General features: G+C 73.7%; 22 protein-coding genes. 7 read left to right on the forward strand and 15 right to left on the reverse strand.

Going from position 1 to position 20,566, the window contains the following annotated elements:
• The first annotated feature begins 19 nt into the window (after nucleotides 1-19).
• Nucleotides 20-904, forward strand: a complete 885-nt coding sequence (locus tag J5Y09_RS14715; RefSeq protein ID WP_209352556.1) for a TauD/TfdA dioxygenase family protein — start codon at nucleotides 20-22, stop codon at nucleotides 902-904.
• Between the two features lie 9 nt (nucleotides 905-913).
• Here the strand turns inward: J5Y09_RS14715 and J5Y09_RS14720 are convergent, their stop codons facing one another.
• The 7 genes from J5Y09_RS14720 to J5Y09_RS14750 all read right to left on the reverse strand — a co-directional run bounded on the left by J5Y09_RS14720 (nucleotide 914) and on the right by J5Y09_RS14750 (nucleotide 7,889).
• Nucleotides 914-1,882: a Bug family tripartite tricarboxylate transporter substrate binding protein gene (locus tag J5Y09_RS14720; protein WP_209352557.1), complete on the reverse strand. Its 969-nt coding sequence runs from the start codon at nucleotides 1,880-1,882 to the stop codon at nucleotides 914-916.
• A gap of 90 nt (nucleotides 1,883-1,972) precedes the next feature.
• Nucleotides 1,973-2,590 (reverse strand): hypothetical protein, encoded by a 618-nt coding sequence (locus J5Y09_RS14725; RefSeq protein WP_209352558.1) that lies wholly within the window; start codon nucleotides 2,588-2,590, stop codon nucleotides 1,973-1,975.
• 198 nt (nucleotides 2,591-2,788) lie between these two features.
• On the reverse strand, nucleotides 2,789-3,775 hold the full coding sequence (locus J5Y09_RS14730; protein WP_209352559.1) for a Bug family tripartite tricarboxylate transporter substrate binding protein: 987 nt from the start codon (nucleotides 3,773-3,775) through the stop codon (nucleotides 2,789-2,791).
• Between the two features lie 62 nt (nucleotides 3,776-3,837).
• Entirely contained in the window at nucleotides 3,838-4,632 is a 795-nt protein-coding gene (locus J5Y09_RS14735; RefSeq protein ID WP_209352560.1) for an N-acyl homoserine lactonase family protein, read from the reverse strand.
• Nucleotides 4,629-6,608 (reverse strand): oxidoreductase, encoded by a 1,980-nt coding sequence (locus J5Y09_RS14740; protein ID WP_209352561.1) that lies wholly within the window; start codon nucleotides 6,606-6,608, stop codon nucleotides 4,629-4,631. Before J5Y09_RS14740 ends, J5Y09_RS14735 begins: the two co-directional genes overlap by 4 nt.
• Nucleotides 6,609-6,613: 5 nt before the next feature.
• Nucleotides 6,614-7,549, reverse strand: coding sequence for an NAD(P)-dependent oxidoreductase (locus J5Y09_RS14745; protein WP_245217131.1), 936 nt, complete (start codon nucleotides 7,547-7,549; stop codon nucleotides 6,614-6,616).
• Between the two features lie 4 nt (nucleotides 7,550-7,553).
• Complete coding sequence (locus J5Y09_RS14750) at nucleotides 7,554-7,889, reverse strand: carboxymuconolactone decarboxylase family protein (RefSeq protein ID WP_209352563.1); 336 nt, start codon at nucleotides 7,887-7,889, stop codon at nucleotides 7,554-7,556.
• A 237-nt stretch (nucleotides 7,890-8,126) separates the two neighbouring features.
• Here J5Y09_RS14750 and J5Y09_RS14755 point away from each other — a divergent pair, with 237 nt between their 5' ends.
• Nucleotides 8,127-9,020, forward strand: a complete 894-nt coding sequence (locus J5Y09_RS14755; protein ID WP_209352564.1) for a LysR family transcriptional regulator — start codon at nucleotides 8,127-8,129, stop codon at nucleotides 9,018-9,020.
• On the opposite strand, the gene J5Y09_RS14760 is transcribed toward J5Y09_RS14755, so the two are convergent.
• Nucleotides 9,017-9,874 carry an alpha/beta fold hydrolase gene (locus J5Y09_RS14760; protein ID WP_209352565.1) on the reverse strand — a complete coding sequence of 286 codons (858 nt, stop codon included), beginning with the start codon at nucleotides 9,872-9,874 and terminating at the stop codon, nucleotides 9,017-9,019. The two genes, J5Y09_RS14755 and J5Y09_RS14760, sit on opposite strands and share 4 nt — an antisense overlap.
• Before the next feature lie 207 nt (nucleotides 9,875-10,081).
• Between J5Y09_RS14760 and J5Y09_RS14765 the strand changes: the two genes are divergently transcribed.
• The gene (locus J5Y09_RS14765; RefSeq protein WP_209352566.1) at nucleotides 10,082-10,549 is read left to right on the forward strand and encodes a hemerythrin domain-containing protein; all 468 of its coding nucleotides are present in this window, start codon (nucleotides 10,082-10,084) and stop codon (nucleotides 10,547-10,549) included.
• A 33-nt stretch (nucleotides 10,550-10,582) separates the two neighbouring features.
• Here the strand turns inward: J5Y09_RS14765 and J5Y09_RS14770 are convergent, their stop codons facing one another.
• The 5 genes from J5Y09_RS14770 to J5Y09_RS14790 all read right to left on the reverse strand — a co-directional run bounded on the left by J5Y09_RS14770 (nucleotide 10,583) and on the right by J5Y09_RS14790 (nucleotide 15,880).
• Entirely contained in the window at nucleotides 10,583-11,776 is a 1,194-nt protein-coding gene (locus J5Y09_RS14770; protein ID WP_209352567.1) for an efflux RND transporter periplasmic adaptor subunit, read from the reverse strand.
• 3 nt (nucleotides 11,777-11,779) lie between these two features.
• Nucleotides 11,780-14,140, reverse strand: a complete 2,361-nt coding sequence (locus tag J5Y09_RS14775; RefSeq protein WP_209352568.1) for an ABC transporter permease — start codon at nucleotides 14,138-14,140, stop codon at nucleotides 11,780-11,782.
• The gene (locus J5Y09_RS14780; protein ID WP_209352569.1) at nucleotides 14,137-14,889 is read right to left on the reverse strand and encodes an ABC transporter ATP-binding protein; all 753 of its coding nucleotides are present in this window, start codon (nucleotides 14,887-14,889) and stop codon (nucleotides 14,137-14,139) included. The genes J5Y09_RS14775 and J5Y09_RS14780 overlap by 4 nt, the downstream gene beginning before the upstream one ends.
• Before the next feature lie 125 nt (nucleotides 14,890-15,014).
• Nucleotides 15,015-15,548, reverse strand: coding sequence for a cytochrome b (locus tag J5Y09_RS14785; protein WP_209352570.1), 534 nt, complete (start codon nucleotides 15,546-15,548; stop codon nucleotides 15,015-15,017).
• Between the two features lie 17 nt (nucleotides 15,549-15,565).
• A complete protein-coding gene (locus J5Y09_RS14790; RefSeq protein WP_209352571.1) occupies nucleotides 15,566-15,880 on the reverse strand; it encodes a PepSY domain-containing protein in 315 nt (104 codons plus the stop codon).
• A 127-nt stretch (nucleotides 15,881-16,007) separates the two neighbouring features.
• On the opposite strand from J5Y09_RS14790, the gene J5Y09_RS14795 reads away from it, so the two are divergent.
• From J5Y09_RS14795 to J5Y09_RS24780, 4 genes are all read left to right on the forward strand, one after another.
• The gene (locus J5Y09_RS14795) at nucleotides 16,008-16,322 is read left to right on the forward strand and encodes a PepSY domain-containing protein (protein WP_209352572.1); all 315 of its coding nucleotides are present in this window, start codon (nucleotides 16,008-16,010) and stop codon (nucleotides 16,320-16,322) included.
• A complete protein-coding gene (locus J5Y09_RS14800) occupies nucleotides 16,322-16,984 on the forward strand; it encodes a response regulator (RefSeq protein ID WP_209352573.1) in 663 nt (220 codons plus the stop codon). The genes J5Y09_RS14795 and J5Y09_RS14800 overlap by 1 nt, the downstream gene beginning before the upstream one ends.
• Nucleotides 16,981-18,333 carry a sensor histidine kinase gene (locus J5Y09_RS14805; RefSeq protein ID WP_209352574.1) on the forward strand — a complete coding sequence of 451 codons (1,353 nt, stop codon included), beginning with the start codon at nucleotides 16,981-16,983 and terminating at the stop codon, nucleotides 18,331-18,333. The genes J5Y09_RS14800 and J5Y09_RS14805 overlap by 4 nt, the downstream gene beginning before the upstream one ends.
• A gap of 215 nt (nucleotides 18,334-18,548) precedes the next feature.
• The gene (locus J5Y09_RS24780) at nucleotides 18,549-19,322 is read left to right on the forward strand and encodes a CPBP family intramembrane glutamic endopeptidase (protein WP_209352575.1); all 774 of its coding nucleotides are present in this window, start codon (nucleotides 18,549-18,551) and stop codon (nucleotides 19,320-19,322) included.
• A 350-nt stretch (nucleotides 19,323-19,672) separates the two neighbouring features.
• Here the strand turns inward: J5Y09_RS24780 and J5Y09_RS24785 are convergent, their stop codons facing one another.
• Together J5Y09_RS24785 and J5Y09_RS14820 are read right to left on the reverse strand one after the other, a co-directional pair.
• Nucleotides 19,673-20,329, reverse strand: coding sequence for a hypothetical protein (locus J5Y09_RS24785; RefSeq protein ID WP_209352576.1), 657 nt, complete (start codon nucleotides 20,327-20,329; stop codon nucleotides 19,673-19,675).
• Between the two features lie 51 nt (nucleotides 20,330-20,380).
• Nucleotides 20,381-20,566, reverse strand: a 186-nt coding sequence (locus tag J5Y09_RS14820) for a hypothetical protein (RefSeq protein ID WP_209352577.1), incomplete at its 5' end; no start/stop codon positions are given.

Genomic DNA, 20,566 nt, shown 5'->3' on the forward strand with positions numbered 1-20,566 from the left:
CCGACAGGAGGAACGCCCCATGCCGCTCACGCTCAGGCCGCTGCACCCGCTGTTCGTCGCCGAGGCGACGGGCGTGGACCTCCGCACGCCGCTCACGCCCGAGGACGCGGCCGAGGTGCACCGCGCCATGGACCGCTACGCGGTGCTGGTCTTCCCCGGCCAGGCGCTCGACGACGACCAGCAGATGGGCTTCGGCCGCGCGCTCGGCACGCTGGAGCCGACGCGCGCGGTGGTCGACGTGCACAAGCATCGCCTGAAGCACCAGGAGATGAACGACATCTCCAACCTCGACACCGACGGCAAGCTGCTGGCGGCGGATGACCGGCGGCGGATGTTCAACCTCGGCAACCGGCTCTGGCACAGCGACTCATCCTTCAAGGCGACGCCGGCGCTCTATTCCATGCTGCATGCGCGCGTCGTGCCGCCGGAAGGGGGCGAGACGGAGTTCGCCGACATGCGCGCCGCCTGGGACGCGCTGCCGGATCGCACCAAGGCGAAGCTGAAGGACCTGGTGTGCTGGCATTCGCTGATCTACTCGCGCGCCCAGCTCGGCTTCGACGCCTATACCGAGGAGGAGAAGAAGGCCTTCGCCCCCGTGCCGCAGCGGCTGGTGCGCCGCCATCCGGGCTCGGGGCGGGTGTCGCTGTACCTGTCATCCCATATCGGGCGCGTGGAGGGGATGCCGGTGCCGGAAGGCATGTGCATGATCCGCGACCTGGTCGAGCACGCGACGCAGCGCGACTTCGTCTACCGCCATGCCTGGAAGCAGCATGACCTGGTGATGTGGGACAATCGCTGCACGCTGCACCGCGCGCGGCCCTTCGAGGACAACACCTATCCCCGCGACCTGCGCCGCGTGACGCTGCAGGACGCCGCGCCGACGCTGGAACAGGAAGCGGCGTAGGGGCGGCGCCTACTCCACCCTGATCCCGGCTTCGCGCGCGATCACCGCGTTCTCCGCCAGTTCGCGGCGGATGCGCGCCTCGAAGGGCTCCGGCCCCTCGGCCAGGATGACGCCGCCCGCATCGACGATGCGCCGGCCGATGGCGGGGTCCCGCAGCAGGCCGAGCACGTCGTTCGCGACGCGGTCCACGATCGGCCGCGGCAGCCCCTTCGGGCCGAGGAAGCCGTACCAGGGGCTGGTGTCCGGGATGCCCATGCCGAGTTCCTCGAGCGTCGGCACGCCGGCCAGCACCTCGGCCCGCTGCGGCCCGCCGATGGCGAGCGGGCGGAGATTTCCGTCGCGCACCAGGCCGATCGCGCCCGACAGGGTGGAGAAGGTCGCCGGCACGCGCCCCGCCACCACTTCCTGCAGCGCCGGCGCGGCGCCGCGGAAGGCGACATGCGTCACCTCGATGCCGACCTTGCGGCGGAACATCTCGAGCGCGAAGTGCCCGGAGGAGCCGTTGCCGGAGGAAGCGAAGGCCATGCCGCCGGTATCCCGGCGCGCAGCCGCAAGCAGCTCCTGCGCCGTCCGGTAGGGCGAGTTGCGGCCGACGAAAAGCACCGTCGGCGAGGCGTAGAGATTCACGATCGGCGTGAAGTCGGCGACGGTGTCGTAGGGCAGGCGCGCATAGACGGCAGCGTTGCTCGCATGGGTGCTGGCGGCGAGGAACAGCGTGTAGCCATCGGGCGCGGAGCGCGCGACGGCCTCGCTCGCGATCACCTGGCTCGCGCCGGGACGGTTCTCGATCACCAGCGCCTGGCCCCAGAGCCGCCCGAGCGGGTCCTGCAGCAGCCGGCCGCCGAAATCGGTCGGCCCACCGGCGGGGTATCCGATGATCAGGCGGACCGGCTTCTCGGGCCATGCGCCCTGGGCACGCGCGGCGGCGGCGAAGGCGAGCCCGCCCGAGGCGAGCATGAGCGTCCGACGCTTGGTCATGGTTGTTCCTCCCTGCACCGCGCGGTCCTGGCGCCGCGCTTCAAGGCAGGAAGGCTAGATCACCCGGCGCGCCGGACGCAAAGCGCGCCGCTATTCGAGCTCCCCGAGGTAGCTCCAGGTGCCCCCCGGCCGGGTGCGCGACAGGAGCCAGTTGCGCAGGTCCTTGGGCAGGGTGTGCTTGCCGTCGAGGTCGATGAAGTAGCCCGCATTCTCATCCCCCCGCGCCGCGAGCTGGTAGGCCAGCACCACGTATTCCGAGCAGTACAGCTCGGTCACGAAGGGGCCGCCGGCGCCGAGACGCTGGAGATACTTGGCGACGCGCCCCTTGGCGCTGGCGCCGTAGTCGCTGCTGCCGGTCCAGCTCTTCACCCAGGCGCGGCCCTTGCCGTAGGTGCAGCGCGTGGACAGCGCGACCGCGGCCTCGGCGATGCTGGTGCCGGAGGGCTTGCCGCCCTGGCTGAGGAAACGCAGCGTCTTGCAGCGGAAGACCGAGGACTTCCCGCGCTCCGACGCCCAGGTCGAGGCCGGGTCGGCGGAGACGCCCTTCTTCGTCGTCGCGTGGTAGATCATGTCGGCGCGGTTGACGATGCCGCCCGGGGTGTTGACCCGGCTGGTCCCCGCGACGATCCCGCAATGGGACACCAAGTTCGAGGCATCGGTGATGACGATGTCCGCGAGTTGCAGGGTGCGGGGGTCGAGGGTGGGCATGCGCGGGTCGCCTCCGGCGGTGACGGCGTCGGGAAGCCACCGCGGCCAGCGGTGGCCGCGCCCCGGTCCGCAGCGCCGGCGCCTCCGCCCGCGGGCGTGGACCGTGACGGGATCGGGGTCGCATGAAAAGTCGTGAGGCCGTTGCGATGGCGCGTCAAGGCACGGCGGTCGCGGTCCGCGCCGCCGTGCCCGGCAGCCTCAGTCGAGCCGCGCGCCCGAGAGTTCCACCAGTTCCCGCCACATCGCGTCCTGGCCGCGGATGAAGGCCAGCAGCGCCTCCGGGCTCTCGTCCCATACCGGGGTGAAGCCCAGCGGCGTCAGGCGCTCGCGGTAGCTGTCCTGGCGCACGGCGGCGACCGTCGCGCGATGCAGCGCCGCGACGACCGGCGCCGGCGTGCCGGCCGCGCCGGAGAGCGAGTACCAGAACTCCATGTCCATGCCCGAGCCGGGGAGAAGCTCCGCCATGCCCGGCGTCTGCTCCAGCCCCGGGACGTAGGTGACGCGCTGCTGGCTGCCGACGGCGAGCGCGCGCAGCCGCCCTTCGCGCACATGCGGGATGATGGCGGGGATGCCGTCGAAGATGATGTCGACATTGCCGGCGATCAGGTCGTTCAGGCTCGGCGCCAGGCCGCGATAGGGGACGTGCGTGATCTCGATGCCCGCCGCGCTCATCATCTTCGACAGGCTGAGATGGCTGATCGTGCCGAGCCCCGAGGACCCCGCGCTGATCTGACCCGGCCGCCGCTTCGCGTCGGCGACGAGGTCCTGGAAGGTCCGCCACGGCTTGTCGGCGCGCACCACCATCAGCGTCGTGCCGACCGACACGCGGGAGACGTGGGAGAAGTCGGAGATGCCGTCGAAGGGCATGCCGCCGCGATAGAGGTACTTGTTGGCGAGGAAGATCGTCGGGCTGCCGAGCAGCACGGTGTGGCCGTCCGGCGCGCTGCGCGCCACGGCCTCCCCCGCGATGTTGCCCCCGGCGCCCGGGCGGTTGTCGATCAGCACCGGCTGGCCGAGCAGCGGGGACATCCGCTCCGCGACGAGGCGCGCGGTGATGTCCGCGGCCCCGCCGGGGGGAAAGGGCACGACGATGCGCAGGGGGCGGCCCGCGCCGCCCTGCGCATGCGCGATGCCCGGCAGGGCGAGCGACGTCGCCAGCAGGGTGCGGCGGCTCAGCGTGGTCATGGTCGTCTTCCTCCCGGTTCGGCGGCGCGTTGACGCTGCGCCGCCATTCAAGAACGCGTCGTTCAGGCGGACGGGTCGCGGTGCAGCTCGACGGCGATGCCCTCCAGCCCCGGCACGGCGGGATAGCGCCGCATCACCTCCGGGTCGTGGCCGGGCACGATGTGCCGCGGGCTGGGCGCGAGCGCGCGCAGCCGGTCGAAGCCGTCCAGCATCAGCCCGACATGGAAGCAGGTCGTGAAGGGGCGGCCGGTCTCCATGTTCTCGTAGAAATGCGTGACGTCGGAGGCGAGCACCACGGGGCCGCGCGCGGTGTTCACGCGCACGCATTGCAGCCCGGCGGAATGCCCGCCCACCGCATGCAGCGTGATGCCGGGCGCGAGGTCGCCGTCGCCCATGTGGAACACGGTGCGGTCGGCGAAGGTCATGCGCACGATGCCGGTCACGTCCTCGACCTCGAAGGAATGGCGTAGCTTCTTGTGCTTCATGAAGTGGCCGCAGGCGTAGTGCATCTCGGCTTCCTGCAGGTGGAAGCGCGCCTTGGCGAATTTGTGGAAGCTGCCCACGTGGTCGTAGTGCAGGTGCGTCAGCACCACGTCCTCGACCTGGTCGGGATCGACGCCGATCATCGGCAGGCTCTCGATCGGGCAGCGCATGTAGGTGCGCTTGCGCCGTGCCGCGACCTCCGCCGTGAAGCCGGTGTCGATGACGATGGCGCGGTCCTCGTTCACCGCGGCCCAGACGAAGTAGTCCATCGGCATGGGCGCGTCGTGCGGGTCGCCGCCGACGAAGTGCTCGTGGCGGCGCGCGTCGCGCATCGCGTAGCGCAGGGCATAGACGCGGTAGGTCGGTTCGCTCATGCGGCGTTCTCCCGGGGTTCGGCGGCGGGGCCGAGGCCGAGCGCGAGGCCGACCATCCATGCATCGCGCAGGACGGACAGGTAGTCGCCCGGCTGGTTGGCATCGCCCACCAGGGTGTGCGGCAGGCCGGTCGCCTCGACCTCGGCCAGCGCGTCGCGGTTCGGCAGGGCGCCCACCGCGGCGATCACATGGGTGACGCCGTCGAGGCGCAGCGGCGCGCCGTCCACGGCGCCGTGCAGCGCGCCATCCTCCAGCCGGTCGACGCGCGCCCTGGTATGGAAGGCCACGCCCGCCGCCCGCAGCCGGATCATGATGTCGGTGCGGTTGTTGCGCGCCATGGCGGGCGCGATCGCCGCCGTCGCCTCCAGCACCGTGATCCGGCAGCGACGCAGCGCCAGGATCTCGGCGACCTCCAGCCCGACGATGCCGCCGCCGATCACCGCGACGACCGCGCCTTCGGGCACCAGCCCGGGGTCGAGCATCACGTCCCAGGCCTGCAGCGGCGCGGCGCCCGGCAGCGCCAGCGGCCGCGGCCGCGCGCCGGTGGCGAGCACGACATGGTCCGGCGCGAAGGCGCGGATCGCCGCTTCCGTCGCCTCCACCCCGCAGCGCACGCGCACGCCCAGCGCCATCGCCTGGTCCCAGCGCCAGGTCCAGAGCGGGCGCACTTCCTCCTTGTCCGGCGCGGCGACGGCCAGGTGGATCTGCCCGCCGGGCCGCGCGGCCTTCTCCCAGACCTCGACCTCATGCCCGCGCGCGGCGGCCAGGCGCGCGACCTCCATCCCGCCGACGCCGGCGCCGAGCACCAGGATGCGCTGGCGAGCCGGTGCCCGCGGCAGCGGCGGCTCGGAGAATTCCGGCGCCTCGAACTCCGTGCCGAGCATCGGGTTGGTCACGCAGGCGACGTCGCGTTCCAGCGTCAGCCGCTCGAAGCACACGTTGCAGGATATGCAGAGCCGGATCGGCACCGGCGATTCGCCGAAGGCCTTGCGCGGCCAGTGCGCGTCCGCGGTCAGCGCGCGGCCGAGCGAGACGTAGTCCGCCGCCCCGCTCGCCAGCACGGCCTCGGCATCCTCGGGTGTGAGGATGCGGCCGGCGATGATGGTCGGGATGCCGACCGCGTCGGTGATCGGCTTCGCATGGGGTTCCAGCGTGCGGCGCGGCATAGATGGCGGCTGGATGCAGAAGCGCGACAGGGTCGGGCTCTCGTTCGTCCCGCCGGAAAGGTCGAGCGCCGTGACGCCCGCCGCCTCCAGCATGCGCGCCAGTTCGACCATCTCCTCGATCGGGTAGCCGTCCTCGCAGTACTCGGTGCAGGAGATGCGGACCCAGAGCGGGAAGTCGGGCAGCGCGTCGCGCAGGCGGTGCACCGTCTCGAGCAGCAGGCGCGCGCGGTTCGCCAGGCTGCCGCCGTATTCGTCGGTCCGCCGGTTGATGCGCGAGGTCAGGAACTGCTGGAACAGGTAGCCATTGGCCGCGTGCAGCTCGACGGCGTCGTAGCCGGCCTGGCGCAGCCGCCGCGCCGCGGCGACGAAATCCTTCTGGATCGCCACTATCTCGGCCTTGTCGAGCGGGCGCACCGCGTCGCCGGTGTTCGGGTTGGTCCAGGGCGAAGGGCCGACCGGCTCCATGTTCAGCACCAGCCGCCGCAGCAGCGCGCCGCGGTGGTTCAGCTGGCCGATGGTCAGGCAGTCATGCCGCCTGATCGCCTCGACGAGCCGCGCGAGGCCGGGGACGAAGCGGTCGTGATAGATCCACAGCGAGTTGTTGTGCGCCCGCCCGCCCTCGCTGACCGCCATCGCCTCGGTGACGATGGCGGCCACGCCGCCCTTCGCGCGTTCCTCGTAGTAGGCGCGGTCGCGCTCGGTCGACAGCCCGTCGCTGGTGCTGAAGTTGGTCCCCATCGGCGCCATGACGAGGCGGTTCTTCATGCGCAGCGGGCCGATCATTCCCGCCTGCCGCAGCAGCGACGTCATCGCGGCTACTTCGCCTTGTCGGCGTCGAGCACCGCCTGCACGGCGGCGGGATCGCAGGCGATGGCGACCCCCGCGCGCTCGAGCTGCAGCTTCATCGGCACGCGGCTGTCGAGGTTCTCCCAGCCGCGGTTCATCGCCTCGTTCATCTCCTCCAGCGTCAGGTTGCAGAAGCGCATCGGCACGCCGAGGTCGCGGCCCATCTGCACGGCGAGCGAGACATCCTTGTGCGCGAGCTTCAGCGAGAAGGCCGGCGGGTCGTAGCGGTCCACCAGGAACTGGTCGGTGATCCGGTCGAAGGTGCGCCGGCGGCCGAGCGAGCCCTGGCGGATCGCCTTCCACAGATCGAGCGGATCCATCCCCGCCTTCACGCCCATGGAGAAGACCTCGGCCATCGCCGTCTGGATCGCGTATCCGGCCATGTTGTGCACGAGCTTGGCGACCGTCGCGCTGCCGACCGGGCCGATATAGGCCGCCTGGTCGCCGAAGGCGTCGAGCACGGGCTTGCAGCGGTCGAACACCGCACGGTCGCCGCCGACCCAGATGGCGAGCTTGCCGCTCTCGGCCCCCTTGGGCCCGCCGCTGACCGGCGCGTCGAAGCCGAAGGCGCCCTTCGCGGCGAGCGCCTCGGCGAAGCGCTTCACCAGCGCCTGGGAATTGGTGGACAGGTCGAAATACGCCGCGCCGGGCTTCACGCCGGCCAGGATGCCCTCGGGGCCGAAGACCACCGGCTCGACCTCCTTCGGCCCGGGCAGGGAGGTGAAGATCACCTCGCATTGCTCAGCCACCGCCCTGGGGCTGTCGGCCCAGGCCGCCCCGGCGGACAGCCGGTTCGCGCCCGCTTCCCGGCGGATGTCGTGGATGACGAGCTCGTACCCGGCCTTCTGGATGTTGGCGGCCATGAAGGCCCCCATCGTGCCCAGGCCGATGAAACCCACCTTCATGGCGTCAGCCCTTCGCCTTGTCCTGGGCCTCGAACACGTCCACCGCCACATGGGCGGCGGTCATGGCGGAGGGCCAGCCGGAATACATGGCGAGGTGGGTGATGATCTCGCTCACTTCCTCCCGCGTCAGGCCGTTCGTCAGGCCGCGCCCGATATGGCTGTTGAGCTGGTCCTGCCAGCCGAGCGCGACGAGCGCGGCGATGGTGACCATGCTGCGGTCGCGCTTCGAAAGCTGCGGCCGGGCCCAGACATCGCCGTAGACGTACTCGTTCGTCATCTCCACCAGCTTGGGGAAGGCCGGGTTGATGCGGTCGCGGCGGGCGGAAGGCGGGGCGGCCATGGGATTCTCCTGTGCGGCTTCGCGGTCTCGGCGCCGCGCGGGGCCGAACCGGGGCGGCTGCGCGCCAGCCCGCGCGGGGCCGCGTCGCGCCCCGCCCCGAACCCTTGCGTTTCCGTCCCGTGCCGGCGCCTCGCGGCGGCCGGGGGCGAGCATTCCAGCGGCCAGGACGCCGGACAACCGCGATGCCTGCCCAAGAGTATTGATCGCGTTTATAGGTGGGCCGGGGAGGCGGGCGGAATGAACCTGCGGCAGCTCGAGGTCTTCCACGCGGTGATGCGCGCCGGGACGGTGACCGGCGCGGCGCGGCTGCTCGGCGTGACGCAGCCCTCGGTCAGCACCGTGCTCAAGCACTGCGAGGCGCAGCTGCGCATCCCGCTGTTCCGCCGCATCGGCGGCCGGCTGCAGCCGACGCCGGAAGCCGAGGCCATCCTGCCGGACATCGAGGCGATCTTCGCCCGGCTCGATTCCGTCGGGCGCCAGCTGCGGGACATGAAGGGCGGGCGCAGCGGAACCCTGTCCCTGGCCGGGGCCTTCCCGATCGCGAATGGCTACCTCGCCGCGGCCGTCGCCTCCTTCATCGCCGAGCGGCCGGGCGTGCGCGTCGTGCTGCAGGCGCTCGCCTCCTCCGAACTGCTCGACCGCGTCGTCAGCCGGGAGATCGAGCTCGGCGTCGGGCTCGAGCCCATCGTGCACCCCGAGGTCGAGACCGAGGTGCTCGTCACCTCCGGCGTCGCCTGCGTGATGCGGGAGGACCACCCCTTCGCGGCGCAGAAGGACGTCGCGATCCGGCAGCTCGACGGCATGCCGATCATCACCTTCCTCCCCCGCGCGCCGCTGCGCGGCTATGTCGACCGGGCGCTGTCGGAAGCGGGCATCGTGCCGCGCATCACCGTGCAGGTGAGCATGTCGATGACCGGCATGGCGCTGGCGCTGCACGGCGCGGGCATCGCGCTGGTCGAGCCCTTCCTGCTGAACACCTTCCCCCTGCCGGGCCTGGTGGCGCGCCGGCTGCAGCCGGGCATCGAGATGAAGACGCTGCTGATCCGCGCGCGCTCCGCCCCCCGCTCGGCCATCATGGGGCATTTCGTCGCGCATCTGCGGCAGGAGGTGCCGCGCCTGCTCGGCCCCTAGGCCGGGTGCCGCGCGAGGTGTTCGACCAGCAGCGCGGAGACGCGGTCCGGCACCTGGTCCGGCGCGTAGTGGCCGACGCCGGGCAGCACCTCGAAGCGGTAGGGCGCGTCCACGAAGGCGCCCGTGCCCTCGGCGGCCATGCGCCCGACCGTGTCGTCGGCGTCGCCCCAGATGAACAGCGTGGGCACCTTCACGGGCCCGGTCTGGCGATAGACCTTCCCGCGCGCGCGGTACCAGGCGAGCGCGGCCTCCATCGCCGGCGGCGAGCCCAGCACGGACAGGTGCTTCGCCGTCGCCGCGGCGGGCACGCCATTGGCCGCGTGGCGGACGCGGATCCATTCGGCGTCGTTCGCGAGCAGCCGCCCGCCGGCCTCGGGGTCCTGGAACGCCTTGTGGTGGCGCGACCGGTGCGCCTGCCCGGGGTCTTCCTCCAGCGCGCGCGCGAAGGCGGCGGGGTGCGGCCGCGACAGCATGGTCAGGGAGGCAAGCCGGTCGGGGAAGCGGAAGGCGATGTCCCAGGCGAGGCTGCCGCCCCAGTCATGGCCGACGAGGTGGAAGCGACGGTCGCGATGCCCCAACCGGTCGGCCAGGGCGAGCGCGTCGCCGATCAGCAGTTCGATGTCGTATTCCGCGACGCGGGCGGGATCGGGGCGCGCGCCGGGCGAGTAGCCGCGCTGGTTCGGCGCGGCGGCGAGGAAGCCGGCGGCCGCCAGCGCCGGCAGCTGCGCGTCGTACAGATGCCGCGACACCGCGAAGCCGTGCAGCAGCAGCACCAGCGGCGCATCCGGCGGCCCGGCGAGCGAGACGTCGAAGGCCAGCCCCGGCTGCGTCTCGATCCGTCGGTCTTCGATCATGCATCCCTCCCGCGCCCGCTCGCAGCATTGCAGCAGATCGCGTTCGCGCAAGCGCCGGGCGCCGGCGCGGTGCGAAAGGCCATGTCATTCCTCGGCCGGACGGGTGTGCGGTTGACGCAGGACAAGGCGCGGCGGCGCCCCGTCCCGCAGGCTGGCGCATGACGTCGGCCGGGCGACAACGCCCCGCGACGCGCCAGGAGGTGGACCATGGACCTGCTGATCCCCACGCCGCTCAAGGCGGAACACGATGAACTCCACCGCGCGCTCCTGCGCGCGACCACCGCGGGCGGGCGTACCGGGGAGGCGGCGCGGGAAGTCGCGCGGCTGCTGCACCCGCATTTCGTGAAGGAGGAAGCCTTCGCCCTGCCGCCGCTGGGGCTTCTGGCCCAGCTCGCCCGCGGGGAGACCCCGGCGCCCGCCGTCGCCGAGGCGGCCATCGGCATGGCCGGGCGGCTGCGGGCGGAACTGCCGGAGATGCTGGCCGAGCACGGCCGGATCGTCGGCGCGCTCGAGGCCCTCGTCGCCGCGGCGGACACCGAGGGGCATGCCGAGGTCGCCGCCTTCGCCGAGGCGCTGAAGCAGCATGCGAGGACCGAGGAGGAAGTGCTCTACCCCGCCGCCATCCTGCTCGGCGACCGCCTGCGCGACGCGGCGGCGGGCGCCGGCCGGGCGTGACGCGGCCGGGGGCGGCGCGCGGCCGCCCCGCGCCTATCGCGCGCGGCTGACGCGCGCGCCGTCGCGCAGCGTGCTCGGCGGGAAGAGGATCACGGTCTCCCCGGGCGCGAGGCCGCCCGCGACCATGGCGCCGCGGGCCGCGCGCCGGGCGATCTCGACGCCCCGCTCGCGCGCCACGCCGTCCTGCACGACGAAGGCCGCCCAGCCGGCCCCGCGCCGGAACAGCGCGCCGACCGGCACCAGCACGGCATCCTCGATCGCCTCCACCGTGATCCGCGCATCGACGCGGAAGCCGTCGCCGAGCGCGGCCCTGCGTTCCGGCGGATCGACCAGGTCCACCAGCACCCAGACGCGCTGTTCCTCGACGCCGAGCGCCGAGACGCGCGTGAAGGCGCCGGGCTCGACGCGCCGGACGCGGCCTTCCAGCGGCGCGGGCCCGCCCCAGCGCTCGATCGCGACGGGCGCGCCGGGGCGGATGCCGACCGCCTCGGTCGTCAGGACATCGACCGCGACCTCCAGCTCCGCCGGGTCGCCCAGTTCGAGCAGCGGCGCGCCGGCGGCGACCACCGCCTCGCTTTCCTGCAGCACGCGCAGCACGCGCGCAGCGACGGGCGCGCGCACATCGTGCCGCTCCGGCGCGCTGCCCGGCGCCTCGGCCGAGGCGAGCAGCGCGCGCGCCTGATCCAGCTCATGCTCCGCGGCGTGCCGGCGCCGCTCGGCGGCCAGCATGTCGCGCGCGGCGGTGCGCCCGGCCAGTTCCGCGCGCTCCAGCTGCTGGAGCGGTGCGGCGCCGCGCGCCTGCAACTCGCGCATGCGCGCCGCATCGGCCTCGGCCTGGGCCCGCTGGGCGGCGGCGCGCTCCACCAGCACGCCGGCCTGCTGCAGCATCGCCTCGGCCGCGCCGACGCGTTCCTCCGCCTCCCGCCGCGCGCGGGGGCCGAGCAGGGCCGCGGGCGGGGCCAGGATCTCCGCGACGAGGTCGCCGCGCGCCACCGCGTCGCCGGCACGCGCGCCGAGCCGCAGCACCTGCCCGGCGACGGGGGCGGAGACGACGTAGCGGTCCCGCACCCGCGTGCGGCCGTCCTCCTCCACGAAGGCCTCGAAGCGGCCGCGCGTGACCTCGGCGGTCTCGACGGGCACCGGGCGCGGGCGGAAGGCGAACACCGCCCCGCCGGCCGCGAGGAGCACGGCGGCGGCGACCAGCGCGCGGCGGAGATTCGGCCCCATCGCTCAGTCCCTCGCCTTCAGCGCGGCGACCAGGTCGAGCCGGTCGATGCGCCGCCGCACGGCGACCGCGCTGGCGAAGGCCGCGCCCAGCACCACCAGCGCCGCGGTCGCGAAGGTGGCCGCGCTTATGGCGGGCGGGACGTCGAAGCTTTCGTTGTCCCGCGCGCCCAGGATCAGCCCGACGATCCAGCGCGCCAGGACCAGCCCGAGCGGCACCGCGACGAGCGCGGCCACCGCCAGTTCCGCGAGCAGGATGCGCGCCACCTCCTGCCGCGTGAAGCCGAGCACCCTGAGGCTCGCCATCTCCCAGCCCCGTTCCTGCAGCGCGACGCGCGCGCTGTTGTAGACAACGCCGACAGCGATGATGACGCCGAATCCCGTCAGCGTCACGGCGCTGGTCAGCACCAGGCCGGCGATCACCTCGTCGAAGACGCGCAGCCAGACCGCCTTCACGCTGGTGGCCGCGACCCGCGGGCGTTCCGCCAGCAGCGCCCACAGCGCCTGCGCCGCCGCCGGGTCGACGCGCAGCGCGACGTGGGAGACGAGGTCGTCCTCCCGCATCAGCCGGTTGAGCGCGCCGATCTCCATCAGCGCGCTGAAGCCGATGATGTCCTCGACCAGCGCGGCCACCGGCAGGTCGTGGACGCGGCGCGCGCCCTCCAGCACCTCGACCTGCACCATGTCGCCCTCCCGCACGCCGAGCCGCTCGGCCAGCCGCCGGCTGAGCGCGAGGCCCTGCGGCGGGATCGGCACGGGGCGGAGGGCGGCATCCCGCGGCACGCGCAGCTCCGCGTCCTCGGGCAGGCCGGTGACGGCGAGGAGCCGGCTGCGCTGGGCGGCGCGCAGCCGCACCGGCACGATGCGCTGCCCCTCGGCCGCCAGCACGCCGGGCAGGCGCGCCATCTCCCGCACGGCGCGGGAGGGGCGCGGGTCGGTGAGCGCCACGAAGGCGTCGCCGCGCTCGATCCGGTCGAACTGCAGCTCGACCATGCTGTCCATCGCGTCCCACCAGAACAGGCCGAGCACCACCATCGGCACCGCCAGCGCGATGCCGAGCACGGTCAGCGCGGTGCGCAGCGGGCGGCCGAGCAGGCCGCGCAGCGGGATCTTCGCCCGCGCCCCGACGCGCCGGCCCCAGGCGCCGAGCCCGGCCCCGCCGAAGCTGGCCGGGCGCGGCGGGCGCAGGCCCTCGGCCGCCGGCAGGCGCAGGATCCGCAGCAGCGCGGCGAGCACGCCGAGCAGCGCCACCGCGAAGCTGGCCGCGGCGCCGAGCAGCGGCAGCCAGGCCGGCAGCAGGTAGGGCATCTCCGGGAAGCGGAAGAAGGGCCGGTAGTTGCCGAGCATGCCCGCGCCCATCCAGGCGCCCGCCGCGATGCCGAGCGCCGAGCCGAGCAGGCAGATGACGGCGACGAACTTCGCGTAGTGGGCGGCGATCGGGAAGGACGGGTAGCCGAGCGCCTTCAGCGCCGCGACCTGCTCGCGCTGCGCCTCCACCATCCGGCCCAGCACCACGTTCAGCAGGAAGGCGGCGATGCCGAAGAAGACCAGCGGCACGGTGACGGCGAGGGTGCGCTGCTCGGCCAGCTCGTCCTCGAGGAAGCGGTGCGATGGCTGGTCGCGCCGGCCATGCGCGCCGCGGCCGCCCCAGGGCCGCAGCAGCAGGTCGAGCTCCGCGACGACCGCCGCTTCCGACCCGCCCGGGGCGAGCGTCAGCGCCAGCTCGTTGAAGGCGCCGCGCATGTCGAAGGCGCGCGCCGCCGCTTCCTCCCCCAGCCAGAGCACGACGAAGCCGCGGTCGTCCGGCAGCGGGTTGCCGGGGCGGGAAGTGAAGACGAATTCCGGCGAATGGGCGATGCCGGCGATGCGGAAGCGTTCGCGCCGGCCATTGAGCACGGCGGCGATCTCGTCGCCCGGGCGCACGCCCCAGGCTTCGGCGAAGGCCGCGTGGATCACCGCCTCGTCGTGGCGGGTGGGTTCCGGCAGGCGGCCGGCGAGCAGCCGCAGCCGGTTGAGTTCCGGCTGCCCGCCGCCGGCCGGCAACGACAGGACGCGGCCGGCGACCGGCACTTCCGCGCCCGGCCAGTCGATGCGGGCCTCGCCGCCGACGCGCGCCTCGGCCAGCGCCACGCCCGGGATCTCGGCGATGCGCGCGAGCAGCGCGCGCGGCGTGCGCTTCACCTCGGCGAAGACATCCGCGAAGCGGCTTTCCGCGTAGAAGGCCCGCTGCGCCGCCCGCAGCGAGAGGAAGCTGCTGACCGACATCACCAGCACCGCGACGCCGGCGCCGACCAGGAGCGCGATGGTCAGGACCTGGCCGCGCAGCGCCCAGGCGTCGCGCAGCACCTTGCGGTCCAGCACCTTCACCAGACCAGGTCCTCGGGCGGGCGGCGCCGCGGATTGGCCTCGATCGACACGATCCGCCCGCCGCCCATGCGCAGCACGCGGTCCGCCATGCCGGCAATCGCCGCGTTGTGGGTGATGACGACCGTGGTCGCGCCGACGTCCCGGTTCGCCCGCGCGATCGCCGAGAGCACGATCTTGCCCGTCTCGACGTCGAGCGCGCCGGTCGGCTCGTCGCACAGCAGCGCGTCGGGCCGCTTGACGATGGCGCGCGCCACCGCGACGCGCTGCTGCTCCCCGCCCGAGAGCTGGCCTGGGAAGTGGTCGAGCCGGTGCGACAGCCCGACCAGCGCGAGCGCTTCCTCCGGCCGCATCGGGTCGCGCGCGATCTCGGCGACGAGCTCGACATTCTCGCGCGCGGTGAGGCTCGGGATCAGGTTGTAGAACTGGAAGACGAAGCCGACATGGTCGCGGCGATAGGCCGTCAGCGCCGCCTCGTCCGCGCCACTCAGCTCATGGTCGCGCCAGGCGGCGCGGCCCGCGCTCGGCGCGTCGAGCCCGCCGAGGATGTTCAGCAGCGTCGACTTGCCGGACCCCGAGGGGCCGAGCAGCACGACGAACTCCCCGGGCATGATGTCGAGGTCGAGGTCGCGCAGCGCATGGACCGTGGCGTCGCCGCTGCCGTAGCTCTTGCACAGGCCGCGCGCGACGAAGACCGGGGTCGCGCCGGTCGGCTCGGGATCGCCCGCGGGGCGGGCTGCATCGGCTGCCATGGTCATGGGCCTCGCGCGCAGCATGGCATGCTTCGCCCTTCGGCCGCGAATGCCCCGGCGCCGGGGCGCGATCGTTTCCGGCGCGGGAAATCCGACCGGCCGCCTGCGGCCGATCGGATATCGCCCTAGCGGCCCGGCAGCATGCGGGTCAGCGCGCGGTCCCTCAGCACGAACTGATGCCACAGCGCCGCCAGCACATGGGCCGCGACGGCAACGAGGAGCAGGTTGGCGAGCACCTCATGCGCCTCCCCCCACAGCCGCCCACCCGGCAGCGCGAACGGCGCCGGCAGCGGGATGCCGCCGAAGACCGTGACCGCGCGCCCGCGCGCCCAGCGGTCGAACAACCCGGTCAGCGGCAGCCCGACCGTCAGCAGGATCAGCGCAAGGTGCATCCCCCGCGCGGCGAGGCGCTGCCACGCCGCCCCCTCGGGCGGCGGCGGCGGGGAGACGGCGCGCCACGCGACGCGCAGCGCCGCGAAGCCGAGCACCAGCACGCCGAGGCTATAGTGGATCTGCATCGCCAGTTCGCGGCCACCGCCGCGGGGGAACTCCTCCATGGTGCTGCCGACCACCCAGGCCGACAGCACCAGCAGCGCGGTGCCCCAGTGGATGGCGCGGGTGACCGCGCCATGGGGCCGCATCCCGTCATCCGTCGTCATCACCGGGGCTCCCTGCTTCAGCGACCGCGCGGGGTGACGGCGCCGCTGGCCGCGTCGACGTTGAAGGTGGCGCGGCGGCCCTGGGCGTCGATCGTCTTCACCTCCCAGCGGCCGCGCTCCCACTCGATCCCGCGCACCGGGCCGTGGCCGGCCGCGCGGACGGCGGCGATGGCGGCCGCGGCATCGACCGGCGCGGCGGCGAGGGCGCGGCTCTCCTCGACGCGGCGGGTCTCGCGGCCATCGCGCTCGCCGGAGGAAGCGAAGGCGGGCGCGAAGGGAACCGCGGCGGCCAGCGCGAAGGCGAGGGCGGCGGCGGGGCGGAAGGTGGTCATGAGGATCTCTCCATGGCTTCGGATTGCGGTGGATCCGCAATGGGGCGCATCCTCGGCCCGCCTGCCTGAACCGGCGCTGACCGACCCGTTCAGCCGCGGTTCAGCCTGGATCGACGAGCCTGCCAGGATGCGCCGCGCCCTCCTCCTCCTGCCCTTCCTCGCCGCCCTGCCCGCCACGGCCCGCGCCGATGGGCGGCGCGACCACGAACGCGCGCGCGCCGCGCTCGCCGCCGGGGAGATCCGCCCCCTCGCCGCGCTGCTGGCCGAGGTCGAGCGCCGCTACCTCGGCACGGTCATCGAGACGGAGCTCGAGCGCGACGACGGCCGCTGGGTCTACGAGGTGAAGGTCCTCCCACCCTCCGGCCGCGTCTTCGAGCTGAAGTTCGACGCCGCCACGGGGGCCCTGCTGCGCAGCCGCGGGCCCGTCCAGGAACGGCCCTGATGCGCGTGCTGGTGGTCGAGGACCACGCCGCCCTCGCCGGCCAGCTCGTCGCCGCGCTGGCCGAGGCGGGCTTCGTCGCGGACCACGCCGCGGACGGGGAGGAAGGCCATTTCCTGGGCGATACCGAGCCCTACGACGCGGTGGTGCTGGACCTCGGCCTGCCGCGGCTCGACGGCGCATCCGTGCTGCGCCGCTGGCGCGCGGCGGGGCGCGACATGCCGGTGCTGATCCTGACCGCGCGCGACGGCTGGAGCGAGAAGGTCGCCGGGCTGAACGCCGGCGCCGACGACTACCTGACCAAGCCCTTCGCGATGCCGGAGCTTGTGGCGCGCATCCAGGCCCTGGTGCGCCGCGCGCATGGGCGCAGCCGGCCGGAGATCGCGCTCGGGCGGCTGCTGGTGGACACCGCCGGGCAGCGCGTCACGCTGGATGGGCAGGCGGTGCGGCTGACCGGGCTGGAATACCGGCTGCTGTCCTACCTTGCGCTGCGTGCCGGGCAGGTGGTGTCGAAGACCGAGCTGACCGAGCATCTCTATGCCCAGGATTTCGACCGCGACAGCAACACGCTGGAGGTGATGGTGGGGCGGCTGCGCCGGAAGCTCGGCGACGGCGCGATCGAGACGCTGCGCGGCCAGGGCTACCGGCTGGTTGCGCCGTCATGAGGCCGCCGCGGTCCCTGGCGCTGCGGCTCGGCCTCGCCGCGGGGCTGTGGGTCGCAGCCGGGCTCGGCGCCGCGTCGTGGTTCGTCACCGGCATCGCCCTGCGCCAGGTCGAGGCCGCCTTCGACGCGCGGCACGAGGGGTTGCTGGACGCGGCGGTCGCGGCGACCGCGCTCGACGCGGCGGGGCGCATCGTCGTGGCGCGCGCGCCGGCCGGCGCCGATTTCGAGCGCCCCTTCTCCGGCGCCTACTGGCAGGTCACCGCGTCGGACGGCGCCGTCGCGACATCCCGGTCGCTGTGGGACCAGGCGCTGGCCCCGGCGAGCGCGGGCCATGCGGGCGTGCTGCTGCGCGACACCCCCGGCCCGCGCGGGGAAAGGCTGCGCCTGGCCGAGCGCGACGTGATGCTGCCGGGCGCCGCGGCCCCCGCGCATGTCGCGGTGGCGCTGTCGCGCGGCGCGACCGAGGCCGAGATCGCGCGCCTGCGCACGGTCCTGCTGGCGGCCTTCGCGGTGCTGGGCATCGGGCTGGTGGGCGGCGTCGTGGCGACGGTGGTCGCGGGGCTCGCGCCGCTTCGGCGCATCCGCCGCGCGCTGGCCGAGGTGCGCGCCGGCACGCGGGAGCGGCTCGCGCTCGACGCGCCGAGCGAATTGGCGCCACTGGTCTCGGAAGTGGATGCGCTGATCGCGGGCAACCGCGCCACGGTCGAGCGCGCGCGCACGCATGTCGGCAACCTCGCCCACGCGCTGAAGACGCCGCTCGCGGTGCTGCGCAACGCGCTGGAGGGCGGCGCGCCGGACGTCGCCGCCGCGCGCGCGCAGGCCGCGGCGCTCGAGCGGCTGGTCCACCATCACCTCGCCCGCGCGCGGACCGCGGCGCGGGTCGCGGCGAGCGCCGCGCCCACCGTCGCGCCGCTGGCGGTGGCGGAGGAGGTGGCGTCGGCGCTGCGGCGCCTCCTCGGCGAGCGCGGCATCGTCATCGCCGTGGCGGGCGACGCCGCGGCGCGGCTGCGCGTGGACCCGCAGGACCTGACGGAGATGCTCGGCAACCTCATGGAGAATGCGTGCAAATGGGCACGGCGCCGGGTGGAGGTGTCGGTGGCCATGGCCGATGGCGTCGTCGTCATCGGCGTCGGCGACGACGGCCCGGGGCTTGCGGCGGAGCAGCGCGAGGCTGCCCTGCGGCGCGGGACGCGGCTCGACGAGGCGATTCCAGGCACCGGGCTGGGGCTGGCGATCGTCGCGGATCTCGCGGAGATCCACGGCGGCGTCCTGGAGCTGGGGCCATCCGCCGCCGGCGGCCTTGCCGCCACGCTGCGGCTGCCGGTGCTCGCGCGCGGGGCGGACGGGTGATCCGCCGGGCGGGCTGCGCGATGGGCGGTCAGGGGTGGCGCGTGGGGGTTCGCGGGGGGAACCGGCGCGGGGTGCCGCTTGGCATGGTGTCGACGGCGGCGATGAATGCTGAATTGGCGTCAGCAGAGAAACCATGACGCGTCGGCACCGGGCCGCCGCGGTCCGCAGGTCAACCGCCACCCCGCATGAAGAACCGACCGATGAACGCTTCCAGAGTGAGTACGACCGAGGACGGCGGCCGCTTTGCCTGGCTGGAAGACCCGGGCCGCGACTTTCCCTATTTCCGCGGCCAGCCGGTGGCCCTGACGGCATGGCAGTGGCTGCTCGTCATGGCCGCCGTGGGCGTCGGCTTCATGTCGGTCGCGCTGCCGTTCGCCTGGCCGGGCGGCATGGTGGGCGGTTTCGTGCCGGCCATCCTGCTGTTCGTCATTCCACTCGGGGCGCTTGCCTTCGTTGCGGGCAGCGCCTGGCGGGCGCTGTTCGGACGGGTGTCCGGGCGCGAGATCAAGTGGATGGTCCTGTTCGCGTTGCTCAACATCGTCGTCACGCTGTGCGTCGGCGCCGTGGTGACGGCGTTCGTCGAGGTCGAGGCCAACGCCGCCATCGCATCGGTCGTCGGACTGGATACGGCCGGTCGAGTGCTGTTTCTCGTCAAGATCGCGCTGCAACTGCTCGGGGAGGAAGTCATCTCGATCCTCCCGTTCCTCGCGTTGCTGACCCTGTTCACCCGACGCTTCGGCGCCAGCCGCCGGGGTGCCATCGTCGGCGCCTGGCTGCTGTCGGCCCTGCTGTTCGGCCTGGCCCACCTGCCCACCTATGGCTGGAACCTGGTGCAGTGCATCGTGATCATCGGCACCGCCCGATTGGTGCTCACGCTGCCTTGGATCATCACCAAGAACCTATGGGTCTCCACCGGCGCCCACGTGCTGAATGACTGGGCGCTGATGTCGATGGGGTTGCTTGGCTCGACGCTGGCCGGCCAGACGTGAGCCCTCGCGCGCCAGGGCGAGACGCGGCGTAGGGGTGCGAGCAACGGGGAAACTGGCGGATGGGGTGGCGTTCTGCCTTTCCGCCCTATGCGCCTCAGATCGCGGGATTTTCGCCGCAGCGGTGCGCGGTCTGCCTACAGCCCCGCCTACAGCCGGGCCGCCGCCTACAGCCCCAGGCGTAGGGAGGCCCGCCCGGCGTAGGGAGCCGCCCTGGGCCGCCCTGGGTGGGCCTGGGGGGCGCCCTGGCGCCCGCCCGCCGCCCTGGGGGCGCCCCCCGGCGCCTGTGGGCGCCTGGGGGGCCTGTGGGCGCGCCTGGGGCTGCTTGCCCTGCCCTGGTTGCCTGGGGGGGCCTAGGGCGCCTTGCGCAGCCCTGGCGCCGCCCGCCGCCGGTAGAGGCAGACGCCCTCCCGCTTCACCGCATCGCGCACGATGTCGTTGTCCCGGAACAGCACAAGGACCTGCACCTCCTGGGCGATGCGCTCCTGAAGCGCCGCCTGCCACGCCTCGCGGCGATCCTGGCGCATCAGGGTCAGCACGGCCCCCCGCCCCTGCGCCCCCTGCGCCACCACCGCCGGGTCTGAGGACAGGCTCAACACGAGGTCCACATCGCTGCCGGGATAGGGGTCGCCCACCGCCCGCGAGCCGATCAGCCACACCATCCTGACCAACGGCTCGCCCTGCGCCCATTCGCCCACCACAGCGCGCAGGCGATCCAGGCTCCGGCCATGCCGCGCTTCGCGCTCCTGGCGCCGGTGCGGCTGCTCCGCGTCCATGGCCGTCTCATGCAGCCATGCCGGATAGACCCGCGCCAGCGTGGCCAGGATGACGTTGGGCTCCGTGGCGGCGATGGCCGGGTCGCCCCCGGCGGCAAGGTAGGCGTCGCGGATGCGGAACCACGCCTGCGGCTCCAGCGTGCCCTCGGCGCCGTTCTGCCGGTAGGCGCGCCCGACAGCGCGGACCAGCCGCTTGTCCCATCGGTTGAGACTGTGGAAGGTCGGCTGGTTCACGCCGCCGAGTGTGCCGGCAGCATTCGCCCGCCGCCAGATGACCGCAGGGGGTCAGCCCGCGCTGGCGCCGGCTGCCTTCAGGTGCGCGACCAGGGCCGGCGGCGCCTCGCGGACGGTCAGCCATCGGGCGTCGGCCAGGATCAGGGCGAGGCTGCCATCGGTGAGGCGCGCGATGGCGCGAACCTCGCGCGTGGCGATCGGCGCGGTGACGCGGAAGTTCGCATCGCCGACGGGCAC

The organism is Roseomonas nitratireducens (assembly GCF_017813355.1).
GTDB lineage: Bacteria > Pseudomonadota > Alphaproteobacteria > Acetobacterales > Acetobacteraceae > Neoroseomonas > Neoroseomonas nitratireducens.

Excerpts from the sequence above, each read along its gene's own strand:
- J5Y09_RS14735 (WP_209352560.1), bottom strand. The coding sequence starts at position 4,632 with ATGAGCGAACCGACCTACCGCGTCTATGCCCTGCGCTACGCGATGCGC.
- J5Y09_RS14780 (WP_209352569.1), bottom strand. The coding sequence starts at position 14,889 with ATGGCAGCCGATGCAGCCCGCCCCGCGGGCGATCCCGAGCCGACCGGC.
- J5Y09_RS14755 (WP_209352564.1), top strand. The coding sequence starts at position 8,127 with ATGAACCTGCGGCAGCTCGAGGTCTTCCACGCGGTGATGCGCGCCGGG.
- J5Y09_RS14765 (WP_209352566.1), top strand. The coding sequence starts at position 10,082 with ATGGACCTGCTGATCCCCACGCCGCTCAAGGCGGAACACGATGAACTC.
- J5Y09_RS14770 (WP_209352567.1), bottom strand. The coding sequence starts at position 11,776 with ATGGGGCCGAATCTCCGCCGCGCGCTGGTCGCCGCCGCCGTGCTCCTC.
- J5Y09_RS14715 (WP_209352556.1), top strand. The coding sequence starts at position 20 with ATGCCGCTCACGCTCAGGCCGCTGCACCCGCTGTTCGTCGCCGAGGCG.
- J5Y09_RS14760 (WP_209352565.1), bottom strand. The coding sequence starts at position 9,874 with ATGATCGAAGACCGACGGATCGAGACGCAGCCGGGGCTGGCCTTCGAC.
- J5Y09_RS14795 (WP_209352572.1), top strand. The coding sequence starts at position 16,008 with ATGCGCCGCGCCCTCCTCCTCCTGCCCTTCCTCGCCGCCCTGCCCGCC.
- J5Y09_RS14745 (WP_245217131.1), bottom strand. The coding sequence starts at position 7,549 with ATGAAGGTGGGTTTCATCGGCCTGGGCACGATGGGGGCCTTCATGGCC.
- J5Y09_RS14805 (WP_209352574.1), top strand. The coding sequence starts at position 16,981 with ATGAGGCCGCCGCGGTCCCTGGCGCTGCGGCTCGGCCTCGCCGCGGGG.
- J5Y09_RS14720 (WP_209352557.1), bottom strand. The coding sequence starts at position 1,882 with ATGACCAAGCGTCGGACGCTCATGCTCGCCTCGGGCGGGCTCGCCTTC.
- J5Y09_RS14730 (WP_209352559.1), bottom strand. The coding sequence starts at position 3,775 with ATGACCACGCTGAGCCGCCGCACCCTGCTGGCGACGTCGCTCGCCCTG.
- J5Y09_RS14800 (WP_209352573.1), top strand. The coding sequence starts at position 16,322 with ATGCGCGTGCTGGTGGTCGAGGACCACGCCGCCCTCGCCGGCCAGCTC.
- J5Y09_RS14740 (WP_209352561.1), bottom strand. The coding sequence starts at position 6,608 with ATGACGTCGCTGCTGCGGCAGGCGGGAATGATCGGCCCGCTGCGCATG.
- J5Y09_RS14725 (WP_209352558.1), bottom strand. The coding sequence starts at position 2,590 with ATGCCCACCCTCGACCCCCGCACCCTGCAACTCGCGGACATCGTCATC.
- J5Y09_RS14750 (WP_209352563.1), bottom strand. The coding sequence starts at position 7,889 with ATGGCCGCCCCGCCTTCCGCCCGCCGCGACCGCATCAACCCGGCCTTC.
- J5Y09_RS14790 (WP_209352571.1), bottom strand. The coding sequence starts at position 15,880 with ATGACCACCTTCCGCCCCGCCGCCGCCCTCGCCTTCGCGCTGGCCGCC.
- J5Y09_RS14785 (WP_209352570.1), bottom strand. The coding sequence starts at position 15,548 with ATGACGACGGATGACGGGATGCGGCCCCATGGCGCGGTCACCCGCGCC.